Consider the following 16,909-nt stretch of genomic DNA (forward strand, 5'->3'; position numbering starts at 1 on the left):
CAAATGAAAGGAGTTCACGCTTTTTCACCAAACTTTTCCATGGACCCGGAATTCGCAGAAGAGTTGAGAAAGTCTGCATCCTTAGGTGTTAAAGTTTTAGCTTATGACTCTATTGTAAAGAAAGATGAGATAATCATATCTGCTCCTATTGAGGTAATAGGAATATAAAGTAAAGAAATTCCAGCATAACATAGCTTTTAAAGCAAGATAATATTATTGAGAAAATCATTGGAGGTAGATATGATGCAAGGCAGAGTAAGCAATACTCATAATCCCCTTCCGGGAGTAAAATGTGTGGTTAATACTTGTGTATATCATGATCAACATGATCATTGCACTGCTTCGGCTATTGAAATACAGCCAAGAAATGCTAAAAATACAGAAGAAACTGATTGCGCAACTTTCGCTCCTAAATAAGAAATACTATTAACGGAAAGTATATATCAAGGAAACTTATACTTTCCTAAGCATTATAAGAAAATAAGCTGCCTTAGGGCAGCTTACAGAATTTTACAATGCATACGGCCTGCGATAAGTATGGCTTCATACACTGAATCCTTTTGGTTATCGCCAAAAGGATTATTTTTTTTGCTTAAATATATTATCTTCTTATTTAAATGCTGGATTTATCATAGTAATATAGAGAGTGTCGTATCCATCACAACTAAATGTCATGTGCGGTTCACTCACCCCTGTAATATCTATATCGAATTTTACCAATCCATCGCTTTTCTTAATGGTATTTTCATATAATATTGTACCTGAAGCAGTACCGGTGGTAACCGTAACTTTAAAACTATCTGCTGCAGCATTTTTTGACATCTCATCAATAGCACTGTGAATAAGCTGCCTTATGGCAGCTTATTTGCCGAATTCGATTTCAACTTCAGTATCACATCCGGGGCAGGCACCCATTACTTTGCCATTTACATCGAAAAACTCCATATCATCTCCGCATCTGAAGCATTTCAGGCCCAGCTTTTTATTATCTAAATATTTTCCCAGGAATTTTACATTTGAACCTCTAGTTGCCATCTTTGAATAGGCTTTACTCTCATTCTTATTTTTCAACAATTCATTTTTTGTGTTTATGAAGTTTATATTTTCAAGCTGAAGAGTTTTACGAGCATTTTCTAAGTTATGTATTTCCTCAGTTATCTCCATTATTCTATCTTGATTAGCAGCAATTTTCATGTTCAGCTCTTCAATTACATCAACTTCCTCAGCATAGTTGAAGTATAATCTGTAGGCTGTTATATGATTCTCCTGATGGTTGAATTCAGCCTCGCAGAATCTGCAGTGATCTATAAAAGGTATATCATCCTCATCAACATAGGAGTTTCCAAGTTCATTGCAATATGGGCATTGTATGATGTATATAGTTGATACATAATCTCTTCTTTCCAGTTCATTGAATAATCTTTCATATTCATTTAGTGTAAGGTCAAGCTCTTTAATCACATCTGGATATAACACATCATTTTCAGAGTAATGCTCCAGCATCTTAATAAATTTATCGGCTTTTTTTTCTTCTATGATGTTTTGCTTTTTCAGAAATTCTATTAAATTCATATAGCATCCTCCAATACAGTATTTGTAGGCAATTATTGTTAAACAAAGTATAGCATGAGTGGAAATGCAATACAATCATTTGTTTTATGTATGCTGATTTAATCAGCCTGGTTTTTCCAATTTGTCTTTTTAATATTTATTTATTGAATTATATTATTGACATTATTTTAGAATTCAATTAAAATGAAATAAATTCCTAAATATTCCGACAACTCAATATATTATTGTACAATGGTGTACAATATAGAGCGATGAAGCTTCCTGAATAAGACCTTGTCTTGCTTTGGAGGCTTTTGTGTTTATTTAGAGAAGGGATTAAGAAGTGGGGTGGAGTACATGCAAAGAGTCATACAGGAATATGTTCCTGGTAAACAGATTACACTTGCTCATATTATTGCCAGCCCTCAGCATTCACTTTATAAAAAATTAGGAATCAACGAAGATAAGCAGATAGCTTTGGGCATTCTTACCATAACACCCAGCGAGGCAGCAATAATAGCTGCGGATATTGCCACCAAGTCAGCAGCTGTGGAGATTGGTTTTTTAGATAGATTTAGTGGATCCTTAGTAATTACCGGCGATGTTTCAGATATAGAAGCTGCCATGAAAACAATAGTTGAACAGTTTGAAGGACTCCTTTCTTTTAGTACTGCCAATATAACCAAATCTTAGGAGATATGAATGAAAAAGATTATTTTGATAGGCAAAAGTGGTTCAGGAAAAACCACTTTGACCCAAAAACTTTTAAACCAGTCTTCGGAATATAAAAAAACACAATCAATTGAGTATTATAATACAATAATAGACACACCGGGAGAATACCTTCAAAATAGGAATTATTATAAAGCACTTCTTGTTTCGTCGATGGAATCAGATGCAATATTATTGCTTCAAGCCGCATATGATACAGATTGCTTTTTTCCTCCAGGTTTTGCAAATATGTTTAATAAGCCTGCTATAGGCGTTGTTACGAAAATAGATATTGAAACAAGGCACATGGAAAAAGTGATAAAGTGCTTGCTAAATGCTGGTGCAAAATGTATATATAAAGTAAGTTCTTATTCAGAAGAAGGATTGGACGATTTAAGAAAGTTTTTGGAATATTTATCTTAGATTGCATATATATAATCATAAGGAGGACAAAATGTTTACTATGCAAAGAAGCAAAGTTGAGCCGTTGTGCAAAGGAGGTTACACAATGAAAAGAATAGTAATAGCCGATGATGAGCCTATTACTAGGATGGATTTATGCGAGATACTGAAAGAAAACGGTTATATCATTGCAGGAGAAGCTTCAGACGGATTTGATGCGGTTGAGATGTGCAGAAAAAGTAAACCTGATTTAGTGCTAATGGATGTAAAAATGCCTTTTCTTGACGGTATAAAGGCTGCAAAAGTCATAATAAATGAAAACCTTGCTGTATCTGTTATATTGTTATCAGCATACAGCGGAAATGAGTTTGTTGAACAAGCTAAAGAAGCAGGGGTTATGGGTTATCTGGTAAAGCCAGTGGATGAGAAAACATTGATGACCACCATAGAGATAGCTATCGCAAAGGGAGAAGAGCTAAAAAAGATAAAGCAGGATTACAACAAAATGAAAGAAAACCTGGAAAATAGAAAGGTAATTGAAATAGCTAAAGGGTTGATGATGAAAAAATACGGTTTTAATGAAGAGGAAGCTTACAGGCATATAAGGAAACTAAGCATGGATAAGCGCTGTCCCATGAAACAGATTGCTGAGACAATACTAATAAATGAAAGGGAAGCTTTATAAATCATGAAAAGGAGAAAATTGAGAGAAATATGTGAGATACATACGGACCTTAATCATGATGATATAGAAAAATTGGAAAAGATAGCGGATATCCTGCCTATTATTGCTGATTTGGTAAAAGCCGATGTTTTCATTGACTGCCTGACCAGAGATCCTAATGTGGCCATTGTGGTAGCTGAAGCAAAGCCATCAATGTATCCGTCTATGTACAAGTATACAGTAGTGGGAGAACTGGCACTTAGAGAAAACGAACCCGCAGCACTTAGAACACTAGAAACAGGAATGGTCACAAGAGATTTAAAAGCTATTACTCAGGAAAATGCAACTGTTAAGCAAAATGTGGTTCCCATAAAGAATAACGAAGGAAAAACCATTGCTGTTCTCATAATGGAGCAAGACATCACAGAAGATCTTAATCATAACAGACATATGGAGATACTATCAGAGACTGCTCAACAATTGGCAGAGACATTGCTTTCCTTCAAGGAAGCAGATGTGGAAAACAGCATAACAAATCATTTAAATGACGCTATCGTAATTTTTGATGAAAAAGGCATTGCAACATATGCAAATCCTGTTGCAAACGAGTTGTATAAAAAGCTAGGTTACAAAGATGATATAATCGGAATGCATTTTAACAATTTGGTATTGGACGGCAGTACATTTGACTCTGCCGTATCAGACAGAAGCTGCAATATATTTGATATAAATGTAGGCAAATTGGCGCTGCAGGTTAAATATGCAGTTACAAACAGTAAAGATAAAATAAAGGGACTTACTATGCTTATTAAAGATATTACAGAAGTAAAAGAGAAGGAAAAGGAATTAATCCTTAAATCCTTTGCTATAAGAGAAATACATCACAGAGTAAAAAACAACCTTCAGACAATAGCAAGTATTTTAAGGCTTCAGTCCAGGAGAATAGACAATGAGCAGGCAAAAAAATATTTCAGTGAAAGCATAAACAGGATATTAAGCATAGCCGTCACCCATGAAATACTTGCTCAGAATGGTGTTGATGATGTTGATATAAAGACTATTATACAAAAATTAAAAGAATATATTCTCCGATACGGAACCGTACCTAATAAGGATATAAGACTTGAAGTAAAAGGGGACACCATAATGCTAGATTCTGACAAAGCAACATCAATTGCTTTGGTAGTTAATGAACTATTACAAAACTCACTTCAATATGCATTCATTGGACGGGATAATGGAGAAATAACCGTTAATATTCAAAAAGGAATAATGTATTCAAATGTTTCTATAGTTGATGATGGAGTGGGGTTTAATGTGGAAACAAATAAACCTGGCAGCTTAGGACTGAACATTGTTAAGAGCATTGTAAAGGATAAATTGAATGGAAATCTTAATATTGATTCTTCATCGCTTGGTACAAGAATAGAGTTTGATTTTAAAACTGAATAGGAGTACACTGAAGTACTCTAGGAAAAGGCGAAGGAGCCAAAGGGATATGAAACATATCCATTTGGCTCCTTTTGCTTCAAGACAGGATGGAGTTTCGTTCAAAGGAGGAAAAAAATTGAAAGAATCTATATTAAGCGTTGGTATTGATATCGGAACATCAACTACTCAACTGGTATTCAGTAGCATTTTGATTGAGAATACTGCTTCAGAGTTTTCCGTGCCCAGAATAGAGATTAAAGACAAAGAAGTCATCTATAAAAGCGATATATATTTTACTCCTCTTATTGATCAGGAAACCATAGACGGGCAAAAAGTAAGGGAAATAATTGAGGATGAATATAAAAAAGTCGGTTTTTCTCCAGAAGATATCAGTACTGGCGCAGTGATAATAACAGGAGAAACAGCAAGAAAAGAGAACGCTTCATTGGTCCTCGAAAGCCTGTCGGGACTTGCAGGAGAGTTTGTGGTAGCCACAGCAGGTCCGGATTTAGAAGCCATAATTGCTGGGAAAGGTGCAGGTACAGAGAGCTTTTCAAAAGAGGAAGGATGTGTGGCCGTCAACCTGGATATAGGGGGAGGTACAACAAATATAGCTGTTTTTAAGAATGGTGAAGTAATAGATACAGCTTGCCTTGACATAGGAGGAAGGTTGATAAGACTAAAGGATGATAATACAGAAATCGAATACATATCACCAAAAATAAAAAGCTTGGCACAGAATGCAGGTATAAACCTGATGAAGCATGATTCTTTAACTTTGAATAAGGCTGAAGCAATATGCATGGAGATGAGCAGGGTATTGGAAGAAATATTAGGATTGGCTCCAAAGTCAGAATCATTGGAATTGATGTTAACGGGAAGGGACTTGAAAAGGAACTATACCATTGACTACGTCACCTTCTCAGGAGGTGTAGCAGATTATATATATGAGCCTACTAAGGATAATGTCTTTAGATTCAATGATATAGGGATATTGCTTGGAAAAGCCATTAGCGCGTCACTGATTCCCAAAAGGATAAAGATGAGAAGGCTCAATGAAACCATAAGAGCTACAGTTGTAGGGGCCGGGGCTCATACAGTTGAGATAAGCGGCAGCACAATTACATATACAAGCAAGTGTTTTCCATTAAAAAACATACCAATATTGAAGATTTCCTATGAAGATGAATCTCAAGGTCCAGACAAGCTTGCTGAAAGCATAGGTAGCAAAATGGATATATACAATTTTCAATCGGAGAATCAGCAAGTGGCACTAGCTTTAAAGGGGGTGAAAAATCCTAAATATTTCCAACTCATAAAAACAGCAGACAGCATAATCAAAGGCATAGGAGATTATTTGAAGACTCAGGAGCATTTGATTGTAGTCGTTGAAAATGACATGGCAAAAGCTCTTGGGCAAACCCTGTATTCGATGCTTAATGGTAGTAAGGACATAATTTGCATTGACGGTATCAGTGTTGACAATGGAGATTATATTGACATAGGTAATCCTTTAGGAGATGGGAGAGTTGTACCCGTTGTTATCAAAACCCTGATTTTTAATTTTTAGCAAAGAGGTGATTAGATGAGACTAAAAACAAAGCTTTTCGGACAGGTCTATCAGTTTAAGGATGTTAAAGAAGTATTAGGCAAAGCCAATGAAGAAAGATCTGGGGATAGATTGGCAGGAGTATGTGCAGAAACCATGGCAGAGAGAATTGCAGCAAAAGAAGTGCTGAGCAATCTTACACTTTCAGACTTGAGAAACAATCCTGTAGTCCCATATAAAGAGGATGAAGTTACAAGAGTGATTCAGGATGCGGTAAATGAAAGCATATACAACCAGATTAAAAATTGGTCTGTATCCGAATTAAGAGAATGGATACTATCAAATGAAACTACATCTCAGGATATAAGGAGAATAAGTCGCGGGTTGACCAGTGAGATGGTAGCTGCAGTTGCTAAACTAATGAGCAATTTAGATCTCATATATGGGGCAAGTAAAATCAGAGTAACTGCTCATTGCAATACTACAATAGGCTTGCCAGGCACAATGTCCTTTAGGCTTCAGCCAAACCATCCCACAGATAACATAAAAGGTGTGGAACTATCTGTTTATGAAGGTCTTAGCTATGGAGTAGGGGATGCAGTAATTGGGTTGAATCCGGTAGAGGACACCGTTGATAATGTTATGGCAGTTCTGAATTTGTTTGCAGAAATCAAGGAAAAGTGGAAAATACCAACCCAAAGCTGTGTTCTAGCTCATGTGACGACACAAATGGAAGCTGTGAAGAAAGGAGCCCCTAGTGATCTTTTCTTCCAGAGCATAGCAGGCTCTCAAAAGGGAAACGAGGCTTTTGGTATATCCGTGGCACTTCTTGACGAAGCCCATGATTTAATAACAAAGCATGGAACAGCTACAGGACCCAATGTTATGTATTTTGAAACAGGTCAAGGAGCAGAACTGTCATCAGATGCTCACCATGGAGCAGATCAGGTTACAATGGAAGCCAGATGCTATGGATTAGCAAAGAGATATAATCCGTTTATGTTAAACACAGTTGTTGGATTTATTGGACCTGAATATTTGTATAACAGTAAAGAAGTTATTCGAGCAGGGCTTGAAGATCACTTCATGGGTAAGCTAACAGGCATATCTATGGGGGTTGACGCCTGCTATACAAACCACATGAAAGCAGATCAGAATGATATTGAAAATCTAGCGGTACTTTTAACTACAGCAGGTTGCAACTATTTTATGGGAATACCTCATGGTGATGATGTAATGCTTAATTATCAGTGCACAGGATATCATGATGCAGCTTCATTAAGGCAACTGCTTAAGCTGAGACCTGCAAAGGAATTTGAGGCATGGATGGAATCCATGGGCATATGGAAGGATGGACAGTTAACAAGGAGAGCCGGAGATGCATCGATCTTTTTAAAATAATTCAGAGGGGTGAAGTGAATGGTATCTGAGATGGAATTGAAAAAAATCATAGAACAGGTTATTTCTGAGATGGGAGTTTCCGGGTCAAAACAAGAGCTCATAAAGGATGATAATTGCTGCAGAATAGATGAATCAAACGGTGATATAAATGAGCATATTCAGGATATTACAAAAATAGACCTGAAGGAACAGGTTTTGGTACCTGAACCAGAAAATCTTCAAGGTTTACTAAAGCTAAAAGAAAGTACTCCTGCCAGAATAGGGGTTTGGAGAGCAGGTCCTAGATACAAAACAGAAACCATGTTGAGATTCAGAGCGGATCATGCTGCTGCTCAGGATGCAGTATTTACTGATGTTTCCGAAGAAGTCATCAATAAGATGAATTTATTCTCTGTTAAGACAAAATGCGTAGATAAAGATCATTATCTGACTCGTCCAGATCTAGGAAGAATACTTGATGATGAAGCAGTAGAAACAATAAAGGCTAAATGCGTTAAGTCTCCACAGGTTCAAATATATGTTTCTGATGGGTTGAGTTCCACTGCAATAGAAGCAAACGCTCCAGAAATCTTACCTGTTATAGTACAGGGCTTAAAAAATTATGGTATTTCAGTAGGCACACCATTCTTTCTAAAATATGGAAGAGTACCTGCAATGGATCATGTATCAGAAGTTTTAGGAGCAGATGTAACATGCGTGCTGATAGGTGAAAGACCAGGTCTTGTAACTGCGGAAAGTATGAGCGCTTACATAGCATATAAAGCCAAAGTGGGAATGGCTGAAGCAAAGAGGAATGTGGTATCAAACATTCATAAAGGAGGTACTCCGGCGGTAGAAGCAGGAGCGCATATAGCAGATCTGATAAAATTGATGCTGGACAAAAAGGCCAGCGGATTGGATCTAAAAATATAAAAAGGTTCATGTATTAAATAGGAGGGATGAAAATGAGAAATGATCCTATCAAGGCTACAGTTTTAAGTGTTAAGATTATATCCAATGTAGATCCTGACATGGCTGAGCAATTTAATCTTAAACCCCATCAGAGAAGCTTAGGAATGATAACTACCGATATTGATGATGTATCATATACTGCTTTGGATGAAGCAACAAAAAAGGCTGATGTTGAAGTCGTTTATGCAAAATCCTTTTATGCAGGCTCTGCCAATGCTAGCACAAAGCTTGCAGGAGAATTCATAGGAATTATAGCTGGCCCAAACCCAGCTGAAGTAAGAAGTGGATTAAATGCTGCAATCGATTTTATAGAAAACGATGCATGCTTCTACAGTGCCAATGAAGATAATTCCATACCATATTATGCTCATTGCATATCCAGAACAGGGTCATACCTGTCAAAAGTGGCAGGTGTAGAGGAAGGAGCAGCCATAGCATATCTGATAGCACCACCTTTGGAGGCTATGTATGCTCTTGATGCAGCATTAAAATCTGCAGATGTAAAAATGGCAGCCTTTTACGGACCGCCATCTGAAACAAACTTTGGAGGCGGATTATTGACCGGCAGCCAGTCTGCATGCAAAGCTGCTTGTGATGCATTTGCTGCTGCTGTTCAGTTTGTTGCTGATAATCCGACTAAATACTAAATTAGTGATGCAATATGGTAAGTTATAATAATAAAACTGCACTGGGTATGGTGGAGACATACGGATTCATAGCCCACATAGAAGCTGCAGATCAATGTTTAAAGGCTGCCAATGTTAGATTAGTAGGTTCACAAAAGGTAAAAGGTGGGTACATGCACATACAGATTACAGGTGATGTAGGTGCAGTGAAATCAGCAATCGATGCGGCCAAAACCGCTGTAGAAAAACTGGGCATGAGTGCTGTAGCACATGTGATACCAAGACCTTCAGAAGATGTGGAAAAGCTGATTTTCTCCGATGCCACAGCAAATAAAGGTAAACTGCATAAGGATAAATCTGATAGCAAGGCTGAAAATAATCTGCATATTGAAAATCCAAAAGCACCGAAAAAAGAAAATCAGAAAAAGGTTACTAAAAAATCAGAAGAGATTGATTTGAACCTCGACATGAATAAATTGACCAAGATGAATGTGGCTAAGCTAAGAGTAGTTGCCAGATCCTTGAAAAATATATCCTTAGATAAAAACCAGATAAACTTCGGCAAAAAACAAGAACTCATAGAAGCCATACTGAAAGCATTGAATGAGGAGGGAACTGCTGATGAAAATAATTGATTCGGATTTGAAATCCATTCAAGAAGTCAGAATGCTGATTCAAAAGGCTAGAGCAGCACAAATAGAATTTTCAAGTTATGAACAAGCTGAAATTGATGAAATAGTAAGATGTATGGCTGAAATCAGCTATTCAAATGCAGAATACCTCGCAGATATGGCAGTAAAGGAGACAGGATTTGGGAAGTACGAGGATAAGGTAATAAAAAATCAGTTTGCCAGCAAGACCTTGTATGAAAGCATTAAAGATATAAAAACCATTGGGGTAATAGCTGATGATAAAGAGAAGAAGTTGATGGAGATAGGAACTCCAGTAGGAGTAATAGCCGGACTGGTACCTTCTACCAATCCTACTTCTACAGCTATTTTCAAGATACTAATAGCCATAAAATCTGGAAATGCAATAATTCTAAGCCCTCATCCTTCAGCAAAAAACTGTATATTAGAAGCTGTAAACATAATGAAGGATGTTGCTGAAAAAATGGGAGCACCTGAAGGCTTAATAAGCTGCATGACTCTGCCTACTGCAGAAGGTACTGCAGAATTGATGAAGCTATCGTCCATGATACTTGCTACAGGAGGATCTGTTATGGTCAAGGCGGCATATAGTTCAGGCACTCCTGCCTTAGGAGTAGGTCCGGGAAATGTGCCTGCCTTTATTGAAAGAAGTGCCGATATACCAAAGGCAGTGAAAAGAATATTGGATAGCAAAACCTTTGATAATGGAACCATATGCGCATCGGAACAGGCTATAGTTACAGAAAACTGTATAAAAAAAGAAGTTCAGAAAGAGCTTGTAAGACAGGGAGCATACTTTGTCTATGGGCATGATATGGAAAAGCTCGCTCAATTAGTCCTACAGCCTAATGGACGTCTTAACCCAAAGATTGTAGGTCAATCGGCTGAGAAAATTGCCGCTATGGCAGGCATAACAGTACCTGCTGGCACAAGAGTATTGATCTGTGAACAGGCAGGAGTCGGCAGAGATTATCCATTCTCATTTGAAAAACTATCACCCATATTGGCTTTCTACTCGGAAGAAGATTGGCATAAAGCCTGTGAAAGATGCATTGAACTATTAAATAATGGTGGATTAGGTCACTCCCTTGTAATACACTCGCAAGATGAAGATGTTATAAGGGAATTTGCTCTAAAAAAGCCAGTATCACGAATGCTTATTAATACACCATCCTCTCAGGGCGCTATAGGTGCTACAACCAATCTATTTCCATCACTAACCCTTGGATGCGGTGCAGTTGGAGGCAGTGCCACATCAGATAATGTAGGACCTCTCAATCTGATAAATATCAGAAGGGTTGCCTATGGTGTACTTGAGGCTGAGGATTTGAAGGGGAATAAAAAGAATGATTTAGACATTGATAGAATCGTGAAACTGGTACTGAATAGATTGAATAACAAAAATTAATATATAAAAGGAGGATTATACATGTCTAATACAAATGCATTGGGAATGATTGAAACTAAAGGTTTGGTAGGAGCAATTGAGGCAGCAGATGCCATGGTAAAGGCTGCAAATGTTACTCTCATTGGAAAGGTTCATGTAGGCGGTGGCCTTGTAAGCGTTATGGTAAGAGGAGATGTAGGTGCTGTTAAAGCTGCAACAGATGCAGGTGCTGCAGCCGCTGAAAGAGTTGGAGAGCTTATTTCTGTTCATGTAATTCCAAGACCTCATAGTGAAGTAGAATTCATATTGCCTAAACTTGAAGGATAATAGATAAAACACCAAAGGGGCGGAAGTTCCACTCCGCCCAGGTGTTTCATTTCTTTATTTGATTCATAAAAGGGTGTGAAAGTATGAGCGTGCTAACAGAAACTTCTCTAAGAGCTGAGCTAAGGAATAAAAAAATCAGTCAGTATTTTGTAGATCCAGATGTTAAGATAACACCCTCAGCCAGACAGTATTTAAAAGAAAGAGAAATCCAATTGATCATAAGGGATGAAAAACCTTCTAAGTATGAAGAAGAATCTGCACCAAGACAGAAAGACAAAGAAGTCATTACTCCAAAATATTATGCTGTTATGGGAGGCTATTTTTCAGATAAGCCTGAATATATGACTCAATTATATGGAAACAAGCTGGTTTTCAAAGATCATCCTCATATAGCCTTAAGAGGCAAACTAGATAGCCTGCAAAGCAAGATAATGGAAGTTCAATTATCAGCTTCAAAACAGAAAAGTATGGGACTGGTAAAAGACTTGGAAGATGTATTGATACTTTGTAGAAACATTATGAGAGCTGAGGTGCTGGATGAACCTTTGGCAGATATTCAAGTGCTAGACTTGGGAGAGAAAGAATTAAGAGAAATGTCCCATAATCCTCAGAAGTATTTCAATACAAAGCATATACTTCCCTCATGGGAAATGGGAGAATTAGCAGTTCTACTGAACAGTATAAGAAGTCTAATTCGTGAAGTGGAAATTGCAGCAATAAAAGCATTCAAAACCGAAGATGGTGTTAGCAGAGTGGATATAATAAAAGCTCTAAACAGATTAAGCAGTTGTGTATACATTATGATGTTGAGGCAATTAACAGGATACTATAAAGAGGAGAGATAAAAGGATGAATAGTTTGGATCTTATAGTAGAAAAAGTGCTGAAAAAGATTGAAGAAGCTAGATATATCCCTTTAGAAGCCTCTGCTCGTCATGTTCATCTATCTTCTCAACATGTTGATACTCTTTTTGGTTCTGAGTATTTGCTGAAAAAGTCAAGAGATTTATCTCAGCCAGGTCAGTATTTATGCTCTGAAAGAGTGGATTTGATAGGACCTAAAGACATTATAAAAAATGTAGCAATTTTAGGACCGGCAAGGAGAAAGACTCAGATTGAAGTATCACAAACAGACTGCATGACATTGGGGATCAACGCTCCCTTGAGACTCTCAGGAAATTTGGAAGGTGCCGAGACCTTATTTATACGATATAATGGTAAGATTATTGAGGCTCCAGAAAGTACCATAGTAGCAAAAAGACATATTCACATGACTCCAGATGATGGAATCAGATTTGGTGTCATGGATAAACAGATTGTAAAAATTCGAGTGCACAGTCAGAGACCTTTGATATTTGAGGATGTAATAGTGAGAATCGTAGAAAGTAGCAGACTTGCAATGCACATAGACTATGATGAAGCTAATGCCTGTGGTTTTACAGAAGGAGTTTTGGGAGAAATTATACATGCTCAGGAGGTTTACCATGGAATATTTGAACAAGGCTGATTCCTTAATAAGGGAGGTTGAAAAAACCTTAGCTGAGATAAGAGATTTTGATAGAAATGACACTTTAAAAGTAGGTGTAGATTTGGGAACATCCCATATTTCAATAACTGTATTGAGCAGCGAGGATAAGCCTATTGCATGTTCCATGGAGCCGGCTCAGGTTGTGCGTGATGGTCTTGTTGTAGATTATTCGGGAGCAGTGAAAATAGTAAGGAGATTGAAGACTGAAGTTGAAAAAAGGCTTGGATTGGAGCTTCTTACGACAGCTATTGCCGTACCACCAGGAACCAGCAAAAGGGACAGCGATACACATCGATATGTGGTAGAAGCTGCTGGGATGGAAGTAGTCACAATCGCAGATGAGCCTACAGCTGCAAATAAAGTGTTATGCATCAAAGACGGAATTGTTGTTGATATTGGAGGAGGTACTACAGGATTATCAGTCTTCGAAAACGGAAATGTGGTATATACAGCCGATGAGCCAACGGGAGGAACCCATCTGTCTTTGGTCATTGCAGGAAACTATAGAATTCCAATTGAAAAGGCAGAATGTATAAAAAGGGATAAAACAAGACATAAAGAAATTACTCCATTGGTATTGCCTGTAGTACAAAAAATTGCCACTATTGTTAATACACATATTAAAGAACATAGAGTTAAGGATATCTATTTAGTGGGAGGCACATCCTGCCTCACAGGTATTGAAAACATCATAAAAGGAGAAACAGGGATCAACACTATTAAGCCATACAATCCATTGCTTGTTACTCCTGTAGGCATTGCACTATGCTGTGGATTATAACTTTAAAACAATCGCTACCTATGTTAAAAAAAGGGGTGATAATTTGAATGATATTAGCGCTTTGGTAGAAAAGATAGCGCAGGAAGTATTAAAAAGAATTGAACTTAATCCTCCAAAAACATTGCTTATAGGTCCTGGAGGATTTATGGAGGAAGTACTGAAAAAATCGGCTATTTGCTATGCATACCATAGTGATTATTCAGAGGATATGGATATTGAAGACTATAATTTCATAATAATTCAAGGTATGTCCAATTTCCAACTGGTGACATCATCTTTGCTGGTTCCGGGAACAAACATATCCAAGCTCATATTAAGGGCTGGACTTACTGGTAAAAAGGTATATGTTGAAAGTGACAGCATTGAATATAAAAGATATGAGGACACTATTGATAAGGGCTTAAAAGAAAAATTTGAAAGCTATGAAAAATCCATAGCCCAATATGGAGTTAAAATTCTTAAAGCCCAGTCAATAGTAGATGATATTCAAGCTCCTGAAGTGAACATAAGTGTACGAGATGAAACAGCAAGCCAGCAGCAAGTCCATCAATCAACTGAATGCTGCACATTGAGTAAAAGGCTCATTACCGAACAAGATTTGAGAAAAGTAATACAGCAAGGGAAAAAGACTGTAAGGATAGGAAAAAACAGTCTTATCACTCCTCTGGCTAAGGACTATATTAAAATAAATAATATATGCTTGATTAAAGAATAAGCCTGTACAAAGGAGATGATAGGCATATGATAATGGGAAAAGTAATAGGCAACATTTGGGCAACAAGAAAGGAAGAAACTCTTAACGGACTTAAGTTTCTAGTGGTAAAACCCTTAGATTATGGCAAGGAAAGCAATGCTCCTGCATTTATAGCAATAGATGTGGTAGGAGCAGGTGTAGGAGAGACGGTTATTGTAACGAAAGGAAGTTCAGCAAGAAAAGTTATGGGAAAAGGAGATATTCCTGTTGACGCTTCAATAGTTGGGATAATTGACATGGTAGAGGTTGAGAAGACCTACTTGGATTAGGCTATGAGGTGATGAGATGGAAGAATTAATAAAAATCTATAATGCAGGAATAGTAGGTGCAGGAGGAGCAGGTTTTCCAACACATAAAAAGCTTGATGTAAAGGTTGAGTATTTGATAATCAATGGTGCTGAATGTGAGCCATTGCTTCAAAATGACAAATACATCATGAGAGAAAAACCAGAAGAACTGCTGAAAGGTATTAAAATAACAGCAGAGATAGTCGAGGCTCGAAAAATAGTATTCGCTCTCAAAAGAAAGTACAAAGAAGAAATAGACAGCCTGATTAAAGCTTCTCAAAAACTGAATATGGATATTGATTTTTTCTACATGGACAGCATTTATCCCGCTGGAGATGAGCAAATATTGGTTTATGAAGTTACTGGCCGGACTGTCCCTCCTGGGGGAATACCACTTCAAGTAGGAGTTGTAGTAAGTAATGTAGGTACTTTGCTTAATATCCACTACGCAATGAAAGATAAACCTGTAATAAGACGGCTAGTATCAGTTATGGGAGAAGTTAATAACCCGATTCTTCTTGACATACCAATAGGAATAGCAATAAAAGAATGCATTGATGCAGCAGGTGGAAGCAAGTTAAAGGAATTCAGCGTTATTCTCGGAGGCCCTGTGATGGGGAAGATTATTACCTCTGAAGAAACTGAGTCAAGAACCATAACAAAAACCGATGGGGGAGTAATAGTTATTCCTTCAGACCACTATCTTGTAAGAAAAAATACTATCAAGCTGCAACATATGGTAAACCAGACAAAATCATCATGCATACAATGCAGTTACTGTACCGAAATGTGTCCCAGATACTTGATAGGCCATCCATTGAGGCCTCATAAGATAATGCGAAAGATAGGGTACAGCGAAGACATAGATGAAGGTTTTATTGATTCACTCATATGTTGTGAATGTGGTATTTGCGAATTATATGCTTGCCCCATGGGAATATCTCCGAGGCTGGTAAATGTATATGTCAAAAGAATTCTCCGTGAGAAAGGAGTAAGATTTCGGGATAACGGAAGCGGGTTAAAAGAGTCAACACTACGGGAGTATAGAAAAGTCCCAATAGAGAGAATGCTTTCAAGAATAAACATGGATAAGTATGAAGTTAAAAAGCCTTTAGAATTAAAAGTTATTAATCCTCGCAAGGTTTCAGTTCCACTTAAGCAGCATGTAGGAAAGCCTGCAGTTCCAATAGTAAAAGTAGGAGATAGAGTTGCAGCAGGACAGCAAATTGCTTCAGTAAACTATGAGGATATAGGAGCCAATGTTCATGGAAGTATTGATGGAATTGTTGTAGAAATCAATGACTCCATAGTAATAGAGAATAAAAGCAGTGGGGTGATGTCATGCTGAAATCAATAGGGATGATAGAACTCAATAGCATTGCAAGAGCGGTTGAAACTGCTGATGTTATGATAAAATCCGGAGAAGTTGAACTTGTGTTTTCAAAGCCTGTATGCCCTGGGAAATTTATAATAATGATAGCTGGTGATGTTGGTGCTGTAAAATCTTCAATAGAAGCAGGACTGGAAAAGGCAGGTCAATTTGCAGTAGAAAATTTCATTATTCCCAATGTAAATCCCCAGGTGTTAAATGCTTTTAACGGCGCTAATCCGATAGAGAAAGTAAACGCAATAGGTGTAATGGAGTTTTTTAATATTGCATCCTCGGTAAAAGCTGCTGACAAAGCATCAAAAGCCGCCCAAATACAACTGATTGATATAAGGCTTGGTATAAGCATTGGCGGTAAATCCTTTGTGGTATTGTCAGGTGATGTAAGTGCGGTTACTGAAGCAGTTGAATCTGCGATTATTGAGTTTGTAGAGGAAGGGACCTTGATAAACAAGGCAGTTATTTCAAATCCATCACAAGAGTTGTTTATAAGTCTACTATAAAATCTGTAAAGGGGGAAATT

The 16,909-nt window shown here is 37.4% G+C and carries 22 protein-coding genes; 20 read left to right on the forward strand and 2 right to left on the reverse strand.

Features of this window, described 5'->3' with window-relative positions:
- Nucleotides 1-3 precede the first annotated feature (3 nt).
- Both ACESM9_RS05010 and ACESM9_RS05015 read left to right on the forward strand, forming a co-directional pair.
- Nucleotides 4-168: a DNA/RNA nuclease SfsA gene (locus ACESM9_RS05010; RefSeq protein ID WP_372995990.1), complete on the forward strand. Its 165-nt coding sequence runs from the start codon at nt 4-6 to the stop codon at nt 166-168.
- Nucleotides 169-243: 75 nt separating this feature from the next.
- Entirely contained in the window at nt 244-417 is a 174-nt protein-coding gene (locus tag ACESM9_RS05015; RefSeq protein WP_372995992.1) for a DUF1540 domain-containing protein, read from the forward strand.
- A 192-nt stretch (nt 418-609) separates the two neighbouring features.
- Here ACESM9_RS05015 and ACESM9_RS05020 read toward each other — a convergent pair whose 3' ends face one another.
- Together ACESM9_RS05020 and ACESM9_RS05025 are read right to left on the reverse strand one after the other, a co-directional pair.
- Complete coding sequence (locus tag ACESM9_RS05020; protein ID WP_372995918.1) at nt 610-822, reverse strand: hypothetical protein; 213 nt, start codon at nt 820-822, stop codon at nt 610-612.
- 39 nt (nt 823-861) lie between these two features.
- Nucleotides 862-1,572 carry a hypothetical protein gene (locus ACESM9_RS05025; RefSeq protein ID WP_372995920.1) on the reverse strand — a complete coding sequence of 237 codons (711 nt, stop codon included), beginning with the start codon at nt 1,570-1,572 and terminating at the stop codon, nt 862-864.
- A gap of 336 nt (nt 1,573-1,908) precedes the next feature.
- Between ACESM9_RS05025 and ACESM9_RS05030 the strand changes: the two genes are divergently transcribed.
- The 18 genes from ACESM9_RS05030 (at nt 1,909) to ACESM9_RS05115 (ending at nt 16,889) form a co-directional block, all read left to right on the forward strand.
- Nucleotides 1,909-2,244 carry a BMC domain-containing protein gene (locus tag ACESM9_RS05030; RefSeq protein WP_372995922.1) on the forward strand — a complete coding sequence of 112 codons (336 nt, stop codon included), beginning with the start codon at nt 1,909-1,911 and terminating at the stop codon, nt 2,242-2,244.
- 9 nt (nt 2,245-2,253) lie between these two features.
- Nucleotides 2,254-2,685, forward strand: coding sequence for a EutP/PduV family microcompartment system protein (locus ACESM9_RS05035; RefSeq protein ID WP_372995924.1), 432 nt, complete (start codon nt 2,254-2,256; stop codon nt 2,683-2,685).
- An 85-nt stretch (nt 2,686-2,770) separates the two neighbouring features.
- Nucleotides 2,771-3,349 (forward strand): ANTAR domain-containing response regulator, encoded by a 579-nt coding sequence (locus ACESM9_RS05040; protein ID WP_372995926.1) that lies wholly within the window; start codon nt 2,771-2,773, stop codon nt 3,347-3,349.
- Nucleotides 3,350-3,352: 3 nt separating this feature from the next.
- Entirely contained in the window at nt 3,353-4,780 is a 1,428-nt protein-coding gene (locus ACESM9_RS05045; RefSeq protein ID WP_372995928.1) for a sensor histidine kinase, read from the forward strand.
- Between the two features lie 115 nt (nt 4,781-4,895).
- Entirely contained in the window at nt 4,896-6,329 is a 1,434-nt protein-coding gene (gene eutA / locus ACESM9_RS05050; protein WP_372995930.1) for an ethanolamine ammonia-lyase reactivating factor EutA, read from the forward strand.
- Nucleotides 6,330-6,344: 15 nt separating this feature from the next.
- On the forward strand, nt 6,345-7,709 hold the full coding sequence (locus ACESM9_RS05055) for an ethanolamine ammonia-lyase subunit EutB (RefSeq protein ID WP_372995932.1): 1,365 nt from the start codon (nt 6,345-6,347) through the stop codon (nt 7,707-7,709).
- A gap of 18 nt (nt 7,710-7,727) precedes the next feature.
- Complete coding sequence (gene eutC, locus ACESM9_RS05060) at nt 7,728-8,621, forward strand: ethanolamine ammonia-lyase subunit EutC (protein ID WP_372995934.1); 894 nt, start codon at nt 7,728-7,730, stop codon at nt 8,619-8,621.
- Between the two features lie 32 nt (nt 8,622-8,653).
- Complete coding sequence (eutL, locus tag ACESM9_RS05065; RefSeq protein ID WP_372995936.1) at nt 8,654-9,307, forward strand: ethanolamine utilization microcompartment protein EutL; 654 nt, start codon at nt 8,654-8,656, stop codon at nt 9,305-9,307.
- A gap of 14 nt (nt 9,308-9,321) precedes the next feature.
- Nucleotides 9,322-9,921: a BMC domain-containing protein gene (locus ACESM9_RS05070; RefSeq protein ID WP_372995938.1), complete on the forward strand. Its 600-nt coding sequence runs from the start codon at nt 9,322-9,324 to the stop codon at nt 9,919-9,921.
- On the forward strand, nt 9,908-11,344 hold the full coding sequence (locus ACESM9_RS05075; RefSeq protein ID WP_372995940.1) for an acetaldehyde dehydrogenase (acetylating): 1,437 nt from the start codon (nt 9,908-9,910) through the stop codon (nt 11,342-11,344). Before ACESM9_RS05070 ends, ACESM9_RS05075 begins: the two co-directional genes overlap by 14 nt.
- 21 nt (nt 11,345-11,365) lie before the next feature.
- Nucleotides 11,366-11,650 carry a BMC domain-containing protein gene (locus ACESM9_RS05080; RefSeq protein WP_372995942.1) on the forward strand — a complete coding sequence of 95 codons (285 nt, stop codon included), beginning with the start codon at nt 11,366-11,368 and terminating at the stop codon, nt 11,648-11,650.
- An 83-nt stretch (nt 11,651-11,733) separates the two neighbouring features.
- Complete coding sequence (locus ACESM9_RS05085; RefSeq protein WP_372995944.1) at nt 11,734-12,495, forward strand: cobalamin adenosyltransferase; 762 nt, start codon at nt 11,734-11,736, stop codon at nt 12,493-12,495.
- A gap of 4 nt (nt 12,496-12,499) precedes the next feature.
- Entirely contained in the window at nt 12,500-13,156 is a 657-nt protein-coding gene (gene pduL / locus ACESM9_RS05090) for a phosphate propanoyltransferase (RefSeq protein WP_372995946.1), read from the forward strand.
- Nucleotides 13,134-13,958, forward strand: a complete 825-nt coding sequence (gene eutJ, locus ACESM9_RS05095) for an ethanolamine utilization protein EutJ (protein ID WP_372995948.1) — start codon at nt 13,134-13,136, stop codon at nt 13,956-13,958. Before pduL ends, eutJ begins: the two co-directional genes overlap by 23 nt.
- A gap of 43 nt (nt 13,959-14,001) precedes the next feature.
- The gene (locus ACESM9_RS05100; protein ID WP_372995950.1) at nt 14,002-14,673 is read left to right on the forward strand and encodes a hypothetical protein; all 672 of its coding nucleotides are present in this window, start codon (nt 14,002-14,004) and stop codon (nt 14,671-14,673) included.
- 26 nt (nt 14,674-14,699) lie between these two features.
- Complete coding sequence (locus ACESM9_RS05105; protein WP_372995952.1) at nt 14,700-14,981, forward strand: EutN/CcmL family microcompartment protein; 282 nt, start codon at nt 14,700-14,702, stop codon at nt 14,979-14,981.
- Nucleotides 14,982-14,997: 16 nt separating this feature from the next.
- Nucleotides 14,998-16,347 (forward strand): 4Fe-4S dicluster domain-containing protein, encoded by a 1,350-nt coding sequence (locus ACESM9_RS05110; RefSeq protein WP_372995954.1) that lies wholly within the window; start codon nt 14,998-15,000, stop codon nt 16,345-16,347.
- The gene (locus ACESM9_RS05115; RefSeq protein ID WP_372995956.1) at nt 16,341-16,889 is read left to right on the forward strand and encodes a BMC domain-containing protein; all 549 of its coding nucleotides are present in this window, start codon (nt 16,341-16,343) and stop codon (nt 16,887-16,889) included. The genes ACESM9_RS05110 and ACESM9_RS05115 overlap by 7 nt, the downstream gene beginning before the upstream one ends.
- The last annotated feature ends 20 nt before the right edge of the window (nt 16,890-16,909 follow it).

The organism is Lutispora sp. (genome assembly GCF_041687175.1).
Taxonomy (GTDB): domain Bacteria; phylum Bacillota; class Clostridia; order Lutisporales; family Lutisporaceae; genus Lutispora.

Coding starts and splice junctions, on each gene's coding strand:
- ACESM9_RS05010 (WP_372995990.1), top strand. CDS start 4: ATGAAAGGAGTTCACGCTTTTTCACCAAACTTTTCCATGGACCCGGAA.
- ACESM9_RS05015 (WP_372995992.1), top strand. CDS start 244: ATGCAAGGCAGAGTAAGCAATACTCATAATCCCCTTCCGGGAGTAAAA.
- ACESM9_RS05020 (WP_372995918.1), bottom strand. CDS start 822: ATGTCAAAAAATGCTGCAGCAGATAGTTTTAAAGTTACGGTTACCACC.
- ACESM9_RS05025 (WP_372995920.1), bottom strand. CDS start 1,572: ATGAATTTAATAGAATTTCTGAAAAAGCAAAACATCATAGAAGAAAAA.
- ACESM9_RS05030 (WP_372995922.1), top strand. CDS start 1,909: ATGCAAAGAGTCATACAGGAATATGTTCCTGGTAAACAGATTACACTT.
- ACESM9_RS05035 (WP_372995924.1), top strand. CDS start 2,254: ATGAAAAAGATTATTTTGATAGGCAAAAGTGGTTCAGGAAAAACCACT.
- ACESM9_RS05040 (WP_372995926.1), top strand. CDS start 2,771: ATGAAAAGAATAGTAATAGCCGATGATGAGCCTATTACTAGGATGGAT.
- ACESM9_RS05045 (WP_372995928.1), top strand. CDS start 3,353: ATGAAAAGGAGAAAATTGAGAGAAATATGTGAGATACATACGGACCTT.
- ACESM9_RS05055 (WP_372995932.1), top strand. CDS start 6,345: ATGAGACTAAAAACAAAGCTTTTCGGACAGGTCTATCAGTTTAAGGAT.
- eutC (WP_372995934.1), top strand. CDS start 7,728: ATGGTATCTGAGATGGAATTGAAAAAAATCATAGAACAGGTTATTTCT.
- eutL (WP_372995936.1), top strand. CDS start 8,654: ATGAGAAATGATCCTATCAAGGCTACAGTTTTAAGTGTTAAGATTATA.
- ACESM9_RS05070 (WP_372995938.1), top strand. CDS start 9,322: ATGGTAAGTTATAATAATAAAACTGCACTGGGTATGGTGGAGACATAC.
- ACESM9_RS05075 (WP_372995940.1), top strand. CDS start 9,908: ATGAAAATAATTGATTCGGATTTGAAATCCATTCAAGAAGTCAGAATG.
- ACESM9_RS05080 (WP_372995942.1), top strand. CDS start 11,366: ATGTCTAATACAAATGCATTGGGAATGATTGAAACTAAAGGTTTGGTA.
- ACESM9_RS05085 (WP_372995944.1), top strand. CDS start 11,734: ATGAGCGTGCTAACAGAAACTTCTCTAAGAGCTGAGCTAAGGAATAAA.
- pduL (WP_372995946.1), top strand. CDS start 12,500: ATGAATAGTTTGGATCTTATAGTAGAAAAAGTGCTGAAAAAGATTGAA.
- eutJ (WP_372995948.1), top strand. CDS start 13,134: ATGGAATATTTGAACAAGGCTGATTCCTTAATAAGGGAGGTTGAAAAA.
- ACESM9_RS05105 (WP_372995952.1), top strand. CDS start 14,700: ATGATAATGGGAAAAGTAATAGGCAACATTTGGGCAACAAGAAAGGAA.
- ACESM9_RS05110 (WP_372995954.1), top strand. CDS start 14,998: ATGGAAGAATTAATAAAAATCTATAATGCAGGAATAGTAGGTGCAGGA.
- ACESM9_RS05115 (WP_372995956.1), top strand. CDS start 16,341: ATGCTGAAATCAATAGGGATGATAGAACTCAATAGCATTGCAAGAGCG.